This is a genomic window from Ruegeria sp. CF8 (genome assembly GCF_056537285.1).
Window position 1 is genome coordinate 169840 of sequence record NZ_JBQFRG010000009.1, and the last position, 11965, is coordinate 181804.

The following is an 11965-nucleotide window of genomic DNA, read 5'->3' on the forward strand; positions in this document are numbered from 1 at the left end:
TGCCAGGTGGCCCGATGACCCAGTCCCGATCCGAATTGCTGATGCCTGCGGGCAATCTGCGCAAGTTGAAGCTCGCCATCCTTTACGGCGCAGACGCGGTGTATCTGGGTACGCCCGACATGTCACTGCGCACGAAATCCGAGTTCTCGCTGGAAGAGGTCATCGAAGGGGTCGAGTTTTGCCACAGCCATGGCCGACGCGCCTATCTGACGCTGAACCTGTTTTCGCACAACAAAGACATCCCGAAACTGGATGAATACATCGACACGGTGCGCAAGGTGCAGCCCGACGGGCTGATCATAGCCGATCCCGGCGTGTTCCAATATGTCCGCGAACGCGCGCCCGAATTGCCGCTGCATATCTCGACCCAGGCCAATATCTGTTCCTGGCTGTCGGTGAAGTTCTGGCAGGAACAGGGCGCGGAACTGGTCGTTCTGGCGCGCGAAGTCTCGTACCCCGAGCTTGTGGAAATCCGCGAGAAATGCCCTGACATCAAGCTTGAAGCTTTCGTGCATGGAGCCATGTGCATGACCTATTCCGGTCGCTGCCTGCTGTCGAACTTCATGGCCGAACGCGGGGCAAACCAGGGTAATTGCGCCAATTCCTGCCGTTGGAACTATGGTCTGAAGCTGCGCCTGAAAGACGGCACGCATCAGGAACTGCGCATCACCGACGAAAACGCGGACCTGTTTGAGTTTCTGCTGGAAGAAGGTTGCCGCCCCGGGGATCTGATGCCTATCGAAGAAGATGATCGCGGGTCATACATCCTGAACTCGCGCGATCTGTGCATCATGCCGAAGCTGGATGAATACCTGAAGATCGGTGTCGACAGCCTAAAGGTCGAAGGGCGCGGCAAGTCGGAGTATTACGCCGCTATCGTTGCGCGGGCGTATCGGATGGCCATCGATGACTACAACGCCGATCCTGAGAACTGGGATCCTAAACCCTATATGCGCGAATTGGAAACTGTCGGAAACCGAGGCTACACGTTGGCCTTCCACGAAGGGCGACTGACCAATTACGCGCATGACTACGAACACACCGCTTCGATCGCGCAGTGGGAGTATGCGGGGATCGTCACCGAAGTGACTGAAGACGCCTTTCTGGTTGAGGTGAAGAACAAGCTGGAACCGGGCGACGTGTTGGATTTTGTCTCGCCGATCTCGCGCGATACTGTTCTGCTGCGTGTCTACGATTTCGAACGGGCGTCTGACGGCACGCGGCTGGATGTGGTGCATGGCAGCACGAAGACAGCCATCCGGCTGCCTTTCACTCTGTTCGATCACGAAGACATCGACGACCTGCGTGCGCGCTTCCCGGTTTACTCGGTCCTGCGCAAGGAACGTGCTCTGACCGATGAACACTGGAGCCGCATTCGTTTCGACAAACTGGTGCAAGGGCTGGAAACCACTGGCCGCGACAACCCGACGGCTTATGCCCGTCGTCGCGACGAACTGGTCGAAAAGATCGGCGAGGATGGCAATGAACGCCGGTTCAAGACCAACCGTATCGGCACCGAAGGCTGCTGTGGCAAGGGGTGCAACGGGTGCCTGATCTTCTGGCAGGATGAGAAATACGCGCTGGCTCGTGAAGTCCTGTCAAAACGCAAACAAGGCGAACAACTCAGCCGCCGCGAGGCGACGGAACTAAAGCTGCCAGGCGAACCGGCCTGATCCAGTTCATTCGCTCTTGCGATACTCCTCCGGCACGTAAAACGTATAGTCGCGATCCGCCACCTGTTCGTGGCAGACATGGCAATAGGCCACTTCACCCGCGCGGTCACCCAAGGTATCGCCAAACACCGAGCCGTCCGGCAAAACCATGATGTAACGCCAATCCGCCGTATCCGGGTTCGCCCCGTTCGCCAGTTTCTCCATTATGAACATGGCGCCCGGATGTATGCGACCTTCATCGGTCACCGTCATGCTGTCTTTGGCCAGGACCGAACCCATTGGCAATTCCTCGCCTTCTTGCAAGGTTCCATAGTTGTGGGCCATGCGATTGGCATAACTGTTAACAAACCGCTGGCCATGGGTTGCAGAAATATAAGGCGCATCGTTGAACAGCGGCCAGCTTTGGTAGTTCAGGATCAAGTCCAGTTGCGCCGCTGCATAGCCGCGCGCCATACGGCGATTGAGCGACTTGTAATGCCCTATTGCCTCCTCCTTGCTCAGCTCAGCAGGGTTTTCAATCGCGATATGCGCGTTTTCACTGTCAGCAAAGGCCAGGCCAGAGCCTGTGGCCAAGGCAAGCACAGCGGTTCCGCTCCGGATAATCCTTGAAAAACTTTGGTTCATAATAGTGGCCCACCTGAAAATCAGTTCGCCTGAGCGCCGCCTGACAGCGCATCTGTAAGTCTAGCGGCACCGCAATAACTTGCCAGCTTCGGCCCGGTCAGTTCACCGTCTTGTGCATCGATTTGAAAAAGCACATGCCAGTGGCGGGCACGGGAAACATAGCAAATTGTGCATGTGGTTTCAGCACCTGAAACATTAAGTTTACAGGCACACTTATGGCGTGCAGACCGCAGTTGAAATCACCTGACGCGTGATCTGGTCAATCCGGGCCCAGGCAGGAAAAGCCTTACTGGCTCAACCCTGTTTCGGCCTCGATCTGTTTGCGAGACTTGCGGGCACGTTCGGTAGCCGATTTCAACTGACCACAGGCTGCCATGATATCCTCGCCCCGCGTCTTGCGAATGGGCGATGCATAGCCTGCGTGGTAGATGATATTCGCGAAAGCCCGGATACGATTGTTCGAGCTTCGCTTATACGGCGCGCCGGGCCATTCGTTGAACGGGATCAGGTTGATCTTGGCCGGGATGTTGTGGCGCTTGATGTGGTCGATCAAACGGTGCGCATCCTCATCGCTATCGTTCACCCCGTCCAGCATCACGTATTCAAAGGTGATCCGCTCGGAGTTCGACGCATTGGGATAGCTGGCCAAGGCTTCCAGCAGTTCCTCGATGTTCCAGCGCTTGTTAATCGGAACAAGCACGTCGCGGGTTTCGTCGGTCGTGGCATGGAACGAGATCGCCAGCAGGCAGCCGATTTCCTCAGCCGTGCGCGCGATCTCGGGCACCACACCCGAGGTCGAGAGCGTAATTCGGCGGCGTGAAAGAGAAATTCCCTCGGGGTCCATCGCGATCTTCATCGCGTCCCGGACGTTTTCGAAATTGTATAGCGGCTCGCCCATACCCATCAGAACGATGTTCGACAGCAGGCGGGTTTCATCTTTGGGCGCACCGGGGGTAGGCCATTCGTCAAGGTCATCGCGGGCCATCATGACCTGACCGACGATCTCGGCCGCTGTCAGGTTGCGCACCAGTTTCTGTGTGCCGGTATGACAGAACGAACAGGTCAGCGTGCAACCAACCTGAGACGAGATGCACAGCGTACCCCGATCTTCTTCGGGGATATAAACCACTTCAACCTCATGCCCGCCAGCAATGCGGCACAGGTATTTGCGGGTGCCGTCCTCGGACACCTGTCGGGTTACAACTTCGGGAATTTCGATCACGAAATGCTCGGTCAGTTGTGCGCGGTAAGTTTTGGCCAGATTGGTCATCTCGGCAAAGTCGCGTACACCCCATTGATAGATCCATTGCCAGATTTGCCCAGTGCGCATCTTGCCCTGCTTTTCTGGCGTGCCATGTTCGATCAGTACGGCACGCAACTGGTCGCGGGTCAGCCCGACAAGGTTGATCTTGCCCTCAGGCAATTTGCGGGGGAGGGTCAGGACATCTTGAGTGATCGGCGCTTTGGGCGACATTTTGGGCTCTCTGAGGCGTATCTCGAAGGATTCTGGCTTGGGATGCGCCTCTATATAGGATGCTGCGCAAAGATCAAAAGGATTCGTGACAAACGGCGGGCCTGCACAGAAAAGCCGCAGTAACGGTGTCACTGCGGCCTTTGGCTTGTTTCAATCCGTGTAGATCAAAACCGGATCAGACACCTGCCGGCGGAATGTAACAATCCTCAGCGTCCAGAGTCTTTACAGGGTCTTCTGGTCCGCATTGTTCGCCAGTCACCGGATAGGTCTCACCTTTGTTGTCGCAAGCACTCAGCAACACGGCCGAGATAATCATCAGTGCGGCAAGAGATTTGTTCAGCATCAGCCCAACTCCTTCGTTACTTCTGAACTGCATAGTTCAGAATCTACGGAGACTCACTTTGATACGGATCAAGTTCTTGCGCGGACGTTGCGTAAAGCGTCTGCTGCGGATTTTTCAAAACAAAAGCCCTGCCAAAAGACAGGGCCTTTCACCTGAAAACAAGGGCTTATTTGGTGCAGCGTTGCTTTGCGTCGTCAATTGCCGCGGTAAAGCCCAGCAACGAGAACGTGTCTTTCGTCTGCGTCCCGCGTTCCGAGCGCGCCGTCAGAACAGCCTCGTTCCCGCGTTTCATCGCTTCGATCACTTTGGGTTCCTGACCTTGTGTTGAAGGCCAGGCCCATTCGCCATCGGTTATGAATTCGAATTCAGCATCGTCGATCTTGACGTTGACGGTCGAACCCGCCGCAAAGGGGTACCCACCTGTGAACGAGACTGTTCCGTTTACCTCCTCACCCGGTCGGAACACCACAAACAGCAAAATATCACTGCGGCGCACGGACACCACGCGACCGCCACGCGTGTTGACGGTTTCATCCGGGGTTGCAACGCTCCAGCATTCTGTTGGGTCTTCTTCGACAAAGACGCTCCAATCCGTCTTCACGGCAACACGGTTGGTGCTGCTTGCCTGCTGAGCGATTGCAGTTGTCGTGACCGTCCCTGCCATAGACAGACCCGCAATCACACGAACGAGCATTGATCCCATTTGTCCAGCCTCCTAGCTCGACCCATACCTCAAACCCATCGGACATGGCTGCGAACCCTTCCGGCCCGTCTATTCCGTTGCGCATTCCGATGATTGCCGACATACACACACTAACGCAGATTTCGCCACAGGCGAAAGGGCGATTGGCAGAATTTTGCGCATAATTTCGGAGGTCCAGATGACGCAACCCGTACCGATGACAGAACTGTGGCGTGGGTCTTTGCTGGAAAGCCTGCATCTGGGTCACGCAGTCATTTGTGATGACACGGGCCAGATCGTGCGCAGCTGGGGCGATCCAAAGGCAGTGGTTTATCCACGGTCTTCGGCCAAGATGATCCAAGCCCTTCCACTGGTCACGTCTGGTGCAGCGGCAAAATACGGGTTGAACAGCGAACATCTTGCGCTGGCCTGCGCCTCACATAACGGTGCCGCGATCCACACCGATCGGGTAACAGCGTGGCTGGATCATCTGGGGCTGACCGAGCATGATCTGCGCTGCGGTCCACAGGAACCGGCAGACACCGCCGCGCGGGACCGGCTGATACTGGCTGACGACACGCCTTGCCAGATCCACAACAATTGCTCGGGCAAACACTGCGGATTTCTGACATTGGCTCAGCACATGGGCGCGTGGCCGGAATATCTGGAGATTGACCACCCGGTGCAACAGGCGTGTCTTTCAGCCGTCGAAGAGACAACAGGTGAAACCAGCCCCGGCTATGGCATCGACGGGTGTTCTGCTCCGAATTTCGCGACCTCACTTGCGGGGTTGGCACGGTCGATGGCGTGGTTCGCCAGTGCCGCAGACCGCTCGGACAGGTCCAGCGATGCTGCGGCACAACTGGTTGCAGCCATGGTCAAGCACCCCGAACTGGTCGCCGGAGAGACCCGCGCCTGCACCGAGCTGATGCGCGCCATGAATGGCCGCGTCGCCATCAAAACCGGGGCCGAGGCCGTCTTTGTGGCTATCATCCCGGAAAAACGCATGGGTGTTGCGCTGAAGATCACCGACGGCACCACCCGCGCCAGCGAATGCGCGATTGCCGCCATTCTGGTCAGCCTTGGTGTGCTGGAGGCCGATCACCCGGCCACCCGCAAATTCATGAACGCCACGCAATACAGCCGTCGCGGGCTGGAATGCGGCGTAATCAAACCTGCGCCGGACTTCCCCGGCTAAGGTCCTCACATCTCAATCTCATGCACCTCGGCCACTTCGACCGAGCCTGAACCGTTGACGACCATCGGACAGCCCTTGGCCATCGCGGTCGCTGCGTCGATGCTGTCGGCCTTGATCACCGTAAAGCCCGAGGCCGGGTTCGCGCCGCCGTTGTCAACGACCCCGCTGCTGCTGACGGTAAAAGACTGTCCGACCGGGTTACCGGGGATCTCCAGCGCCTCGCCCATGTCCTGAAACCAGGCACCCCAGGCGGCCATGGTCGCCTCAATCTCGGCGGGGTCGGTTGGGGTGTGGCCCCCGTGATAGACAAACAAAAATTGGGGCATGTCGCTCCTCCCTGATGAAAACCTATTTGCAAAGTGCTTCGAGTTTACGCAGCGAAGATGTCCAACCCTGATTGTGGTTCGCTGCCGCTTCGGCATCGGCCAGTTCCCGGTGATCCAATGTCAGTCGTGACCCGGTGCTTGTCGCCGCAACCGACAAGGTCACGTGGCTTTCGTTGCCGCGCTGGTCCTGATCATCATGCCAGCCCCAAGTGAAGCCCACTGAATTGGGTGGATCGACATGGGTCACATGGCCCGAAACCTTGTATTGCTGGCCTTCGCTGTTTTCCATCACCGAAAACCATGGACCGGTGCGTGAAAAATCCAAATTGTGTTCGGGAACGTGCATCCCTTCGGGACCCCACCACTGCAACAACCTGCTGCCGTCGCTGATCCATGCAAACAAATCTTCAGGGCTGACGGGAAAGTCCCGTTCCAATTTCAGGTCGGCCATGAATTCTCCCTTTCGATAATGTCACTCAAACGATCGAGGCTGCTTTCCCAGAATTGACGTTTGGATATGGTCCAATCGGCAATCATCCGCAGCCCTTCGGCCCGGACAGAATACATCCGCTGCGTGCCCTGGACGCGCTGCTGCACCAAACCAGCTTCACGCAAGACCTTTAGGTGGCGCGAAATTGCAGCCCCCGAGACACCGCGGCCTTCGATCAGGTCACCGGCGGGTAGCTCACCCTGTTCCATCAATTGTTCAACAATCGAGAATCGGGTGGCATCGGATAATGCTGAAAAGGTGGTCAGAAGCGTGCTCATGACCACTATTTAACACAAATGTTAAATAAAAGATAGCCTCGGTTATTCGCCTGCAAAATCGGCGCGGCTGTACCCTTGCAGGTAAAGCAGCGCCGTCAGGTCACCGTGATTCACGCGCACGTCGCATTGAGCAGCCACCGAAGGCTTGGCATGAAGGGCAACTCCGGTTCCGGCCCGGCCCAGCATTCCAAGGTCATTTGCTCCGTCGCCCACTGCCATCACGTCATTTTCAGACAAGCCAAGCCGGGTTGATATCTGTTCCAGTGCTTCGATCTTGGCCTGCCGTCCCAAAATGGGGCGCGCAACATCGCCCGTCAGTTTCCCGTCTTCAGCCAACAGCGTATTGGCCCGGTTTTCATCAAACCCCAGCAACTCTGCCACCCGTGCCGTAAAGGCTGTGAACCCGCCAGATACCAACGCAGCATAGGCACCGTTCGACCGCATCGTGGCCAGCAATGCCTTACCACCCGGCATGAGGGTGATCCGCTCGTTCAGAACTTTGCCAATGACGCTTTCATCCAGATCCTTGAGCAAACCAACCCGTTCGATCAGCGCCCCCTCAAAGTCCAGCTCTCCGTTCATGGCGCGGGCAGTGATGTCCTTGACCCGCTCACCTACACCCGCTTCATCCGCCAGTTCATCGATGCATTCTTGCTGGATCATAGTGCTGTCCATATCGGCCAGCAGCATCTGCTTGCGCCGCCCTTGCGCAGGTTGCACGATCAGGTCGACACCCATGCCCTGCAAGTCCGCCCAGACCTCCCAGCGATTGTCAGGCAAGTCGCTCAGTTCAAATTCTACCGCCTCATCCGGGCTGAGCCAGACAACATCCCCACCGCCCCACGCGTTGCGCAACGACTCGGGCAATGCGCGGTCCAGCGAAGGCGCTGCAGGATTGGTCAGCAAAGTTGCGACATACATTTTCATTCTCCAATGCCTTGCCCGAGTACGGCGAATTAAGGGGTCAAAGGATTGCGACCCTGTTCGGTCAGTTCCCAACAAGTCTGCCCTTCGAATACGGCCACACCCACCGGGCGCCCATAACCCGCGCCTGTATCCAGATTGACGCGATTTCCATAATGCGTCGCCTGATCTACCGGTGTGTGACCGTGCACGATCAGCTTGGGATGCGGACCGCGATGATTGTGAAAATCCTGCCGGATCCAAACCAGATCACTTGCTCGTTGTTCGTTCAGCGGAACGCCCGGGCGAATGCCCGCATGAACAAAAGCAAGCTCGGGCGTTTGATGCATCAACACCAAATCGCGCAGGAAGGTCAGGTGCGATTTCGGCACTGCCCCCTTCGCCATCCGGTGCAAGTCTTCCAGCCGGGTTTGACCTTCAAACTCCACTCCGTAACTGCGCAGTGTTTCGATTCCACCCAACCGATCATGCAGCCAGTGGTATCCCACCAGTAGATGCGGATCGTGGCGTGGGGTGTCTTCCATGAACCAGGCGAACATTCGGTCGTGATTGCCAAGCAAAGTGATCCAGTTTCGGCCTGCATCGCGTCCGGTGATCAGGTGATCAATCAAGCCCCGACTATCGGGACCGCGATCCACATAATCCCCTAAAAACACCACCTGAGCATCCGGGCCACCATCATGTTGGATCAGAGAAAGTGCGCGCTCTAGCTCGGCCACCTGCCCGTGCAAATCGCCGATTACATAGACAGGCTGTGTCATAGACATCCTCCGCCAGTAAGGTTCAGCTCGCTTGTGCCTCAGAACACGGTTTCAGAGAACAAAGGACCCGGATCTTTTCAAAACCGGGTCCTGAACTGTTTCTCAAACTCAACAGACCGTGTCAGGCGACATCAAACACCAATGGTTTGATCTGCGTGAACAAGCCCGTTTCCGCCAGCTTGGCGCGTGCCTCGGCCGGAACCGGTTCGTCTACGTAAAGCAGCGCAATGGCTTCACCGCCAGCTTCGGACCGACCAAGGGTAAAGTTTGCGATGTTGACGTTGTTCTCACCCATGGTCTGACCCAGCGCACCAATGATGCCCGGTACGTCTTCGTTGGTTGTGTACAGCATATGAGCCCCGATCTCGGCGTCGATATTGATGCCCTTGATCTGGATAAAGCGCGGCTTGCCGTCGCTGAACACGGTGCCCCCGATCGAACGCTCACGCTTGTCCGTCACGACGGTGACTTTGATATAGCCCTCAAACGCGCCCGACTTGTCTTGATTGGTGGTCGAGATTTTGATCCCACGCTCTTTGGCAACAACCGGGGCCGAGACCATATTCACCTCGGGGTTGAACTTCTTCATGATCCCCGCGACCACGGCACAGTTCAGCGCAGCCAGGTTCATTTCAGCGGCCACACCGTCATAGAGGATGTTGATCGCCTTGACCGGCTCATCTGTCATCTGGCCGATGAAGCTGCCCAAATGCCCGGCCAGCTTGATCCACGGCCCCATGACCTTGGCCTCTTCCGCCGTGACGCTGGGCATGTTTAACGCGTTTTCGACAGCGCCGGTCAGTAGGTAGTTCGAGATCTGCTCGGCCACCTGCAACGCCACATTCTCCTGTGCTTCAGTCGTGGCCGCACCAAGGTGGGGCGTACAGACCACGTTGGGCAGATTGAACAGCGCGTTTTCCTTGGCAGGTTCCTCACTGAACACGTCAAAAGCCGCCCCGGCCACGTGACCGGATTGCAACGCCTCGGCCAAAGCGTCTTCATCGACCAGACCACCACGGGCACAGTTGATGATGCGCACGCCTTTCTTGGTTTTGGCAAGGTTCTCGCGGCTCAGAATGTTGCGGGTCTGGTCGGTCAACGGCACGTGCAAGGTGATGAAATCGGCGCGAGCCAACAACTCGTCCAATTCAACCTTTTCTACGCCCATCTGCGCGGCTTTCTCTTCGCCCAGATAGGGATCGTAGGCGATGACCTTCATCTTCAGGCCCAATGCGCGCTCGCAGACGATGCCACCAATGTTGCCCGCCCCGATCACGCCGAGCGTCTTGTTGGTCAGTTCGATCCCCATGAATTTGGATTTTTCCCACTTGCCCGCATGGGTCGAAGTCGAGGCCTCGGGGATCTGCCGCGCCACGGCAAACATCATCGCAATCGCATGTTCTGCGGTTGTGATCATGTTGCCAAACGGCGTGTTCATTACGATTACGCCTTTCTTCGAAGCCGCGTCCTTGTCGATATTATCGGTGCCGATCCCGGCGCGGCCAATGACCTTCAGCTTGACAGCCTTTTCCAGGATGGTCGGTGTGACCTTAGTCGCGGAACGAATGGCAAGGCCGTCGTACTGCCCAATTACCTCGGCCAGCTTGTCTTTGTCCTTGCCCAGATCAGGCATGAAATCCACGTCGATGCCACGATCGCGGAAAATCTGCACGGCGGTTTCGCTGAGCTTGTCAGATACGAGTACTTTAGGGGCCATATTTTCTGGTCCTTTGAAGAGTTCTGGGGGGATGGCGGGCTAAAGCCCGCCCTACATTTCGTTTGTGCGTAGGCCGGGCTTCAGCCCGGCACCGGGAAATCAAGCAGCGTCTGCTTGCGCCGCGATCTCGGCCTCGAAGGCCCAGGCCAACCAAGGCAACATCGCCTCGATATCCGAGGTCTCGACCGTACCGCCGCACCAGATACGCAGACCCGCAGGCGCGTCGCGGTAGGCCCCGATGTCCAGCGCGATATTCTCAACCTCAAGCCGTTTGGCCACAGCCTTGGCGAAAGTGGCTCCGTCCTGAATGCGCGCATCGGTGAACTTCAGACACACGGATGTGTTCGACCGCGTCACCGCGTCGTCGGCCAGATTGGCAATCCAGTCATTCTGCGCACAGAACGTATGAACCGCGTTGGCATTGGCATCCGCTCGGGCGATCAGCCCCTGCAACCCGCCGACCGAGCGCGCCCAGTCCAGTGCAAACAGGTAATCTTCAACCGCCAGCATCGAAGGTGTGTTGATTGTCGCGCCGGTAAAGATGCCATCAATCAGCTTACCGCCTTTGGTCAGGCGGAAAATCTTGGGCAGCGGCCATGCGGGGGTGTAGCTTTCCAGCCGTTCAACGGCACGAGGGCTCAGGATCAACATCCCGTGCGCCGCTTCGCCACCCAGAACCTTTTGCCAACTAAAGGTGGTCACATCCAGCTTGTCCCAGGGCAGATCCATCGCAAAGGCCGCCGAGGTTGCGTCACAGATCGTCAGGCCCTGACGGTCATCAGCGATCCAGTCGCCATTGGGAACCCGCACGCCCGAGGTCGTGCCGTTCCATGTAAATACCACATCATTGGCGAAATCGACCGAAGCCAGATCGACGATCTGCCCGTAATCCGCCGTTTTCACCTCGGCATCGATCTTCAGCTGTTTGACCACATCCGTGACCCAGCCGGACCCAAAGCTTTCCCAGGCCAACATCTCGACCTTGCGCTCACCCAACAGCGACCACAGCGCCATTTCGACCGCGCCGGTGTCCGAGGCAGGAACGATGCCGATTTTGTAATCTGCCGGAATACCCAGCACCTCACGCGTGCCTTCAATGGCCGCTTTCAACTTGTCCTTGCCAACAGCAGCGCGGTGCGAACGACCCAGCGCAGCATCGGCCAGCTTGGACAACTCAAATGTGGGGGGTTTGGCACAAGGGCCCGAGGAAAAACGCGGGTTTGCCGGCCGCGTGACCGGTTGTTCGATAGTCATCTGTATTACCCTTCCAGATACACGCCCCTCGTTGGGGAGGGGTGTCCCACGCTCAGAGCTATGGGGGCTTTGCACCTGCAGCAAGCGGAAAAGACGCTTGGCCGGACAAAAACGACATCTGAAGAGGCATCACATCGGAACGATTGTTTCCGATTGGCGAAAACCCCGCCATTGATTTGGCGGGGTTTTGTTTTGGGTTTACTCGGCTGCGTCGAGGTATT

Annotated in this window: 13 protein-coding genes; 2 read left to right on the plus strand and 11 right to left on the minus strand. The window is 57.3% G+C overall.

Features of this window, described 5'->3' with window-relative positions; translation table 11 throughout:
* Positions 1-14: 14 nt before the first annotated feature.
* A complete protein-coding gene (locus tag ACR0EV_RS19180; RefSeq protein WP_480801572.1) occupies positions 15-1673 on the plus strand; it encodes a U32 family peptidase in 1659 nt (552 codons plus the stop codon).
* Positions 1674-1679: 6 nt separating this feature from the next.
* On the opposite strand, the gene ACR0EV_RS19185 is transcribed toward ACR0EV_RS19180, so the two are convergent.
* From ACR0EV_RS19185 to ACR0EV_RS19200, 4 genes are all read right to left on the minus strand, one after another.
* Complete coding sequence (locus ACR0EV_RS19185; protein WP_480801573.1) at positions 1680-2255, minus strand: cytochrome P460 family protein; 576 nt, start codon at positions 2253-2255, stop codon at positions 1680-1682.
* A gap of 328 nt (positions 2256-2583) precedes the next feature.
* Complete coding sequence (gene rlmN, locus ACR0EV_RS19190; protein WP_480801574.1) at positions 2584-3771, minus strand: dual-specificity RNA methyltransferase RlmN; 1188 nt, start codon at positions 3769-3771, stop codon at positions 2584-2586.
* A 175-nt stretch (positions 3772-3946) separates the two neighbouring features.
* Positions 3947-4114: a hypothetical protein gene (locus tag ACR0EV_RS19195; protein WP_480801575.1), complete on the minus strand. Its 168-nt coding sequence runs from the start codon at positions 4112-4114 to the stop codon at positions 3947-3949.
* A 166-nt stretch (positions 4115-4280) separates the two neighbouring features.
* Positions 4281-4817 (minus strand): invasion associated locus B family protein, encoded by a 537-nt coding sequence (locus ACR0EV_RS19200; RefSeq protein ID WP_480801576.1) that lies wholly within the window; start codon positions 4815-4817, stop codon positions 4281-4283.
* Between the two features lie 178 nt (positions 4818-4995).
* Here ACR0EV_RS19200 and ACR0EV_RS19205 point away from each other — a divergent pair, with 178 nt between their 5' ends.
* A complete protein-coding gene (locus ACR0EV_RS19205) occupies positions 4996-5994 on the plus strand; it encodes an asparaginase (protein WP_480801577.1) in 999 nt (332 codons plus the stop codon).
* Positions 5995-5999: 5 nt separating this feature from the next.
* On the opposite strand, the gene ACR0EV_RS19210 is transcribed toward ACR0EV_RS19205, so the two are convergent.
* The 7 genes from ACR0EV_RS19210 to ACR0EV_RS19240 all read right to left on the minus strand — a co-directional run bounded on the left by ACR0EV_RS19210 (position 6000) and on the right by ACR0EV_RS19240 (position 11744).
* Positions 6000-6320, minus strand: a complete 321-nt coding sequence (locus ACR0EV_RS19210; RefSeq protein ID WP_480801578.1) for a YciI family protein — start codon at positions 6318-6320, stop codon at positions 6000-6002.
* Positions 6321-6342: 22 nt separating this feature from the next.
* Positions 6343-6771 carry an SRPBCC family protein gene (locus ACR0EV_RS19215; protein ID WP_480801579.1) on the minus strand — a complete coding sequence of 143 codons (429 nt, stop codon included), beginning with the start codon at positions 6769-6771 and terminating at the stop codon, positions 6343-6345.
* Positions 6759-7088, minus strand: coding sequence for an ArsR/SmtB family transcription factor (locus ACR0EV_RS19220; protein ID WP_480801580.1), 330 nt, complete (start codon positions 7086-7088; stop codon positions 6759-6761). Before ACR0EV_RS19220 ends, ACR0EV_RS19215 begins: the two co-directional genes overlap by 13 nt.
* A 42-nt stretch (positions 7089-7130) precedes the next feature.
* Positions 7131-8009 carry a phosphoserine phosphatase SerB gene (gene serB / locus ACR0EV_RS19225; RefSeq protein ID WP_480801581.1) on the minus strand — a complete coding sequence of 293 codons (879 nt, stop codon included), beginning with the start codon at positions 8007-8009 and terminating at the stop codon, positions 7131-7133.
* 35 nt (positions 8010-8044) lie between these two features.
* On the minus strand, positions 8045-8773 hold the full coding sequence (locus tag ACR0EV_RS19230; RefSeq protein WP_480801582.1) for a metallophosphoesterase family protein: 729 nt from the start codon (positions 8771-8773) through the stop codon (positions 8045-8047).
* A gap of 121 nt (positions 8774-8894) precedes the next feature.
* Positions 8895-10490: a phosphoglycerate dehydrogenase gene (serA, locus tag ACR0EV_RS19235; protein ID WP_480801583.1), complete on the minus strand. Its 1596-nt coding sequence runs from the start codon at positions 10488-10490 to the stop codon at positions 8895-8897.
* A gap of 99 nt (positions 10491-10589) precedes the next feature.
* Positions 10590-11744, minus strand: a complete 1155-nt coding sequence (locus tag ACR0EV_RS19240) for a phosphoserine transaminase (RefSeq protein ID WP_480801584.1) — start codon at positions 11742-11744, stop codon at positions 10590-10592.
* Positions 11745-11965 lie beyond the last annotated feature (221 nt).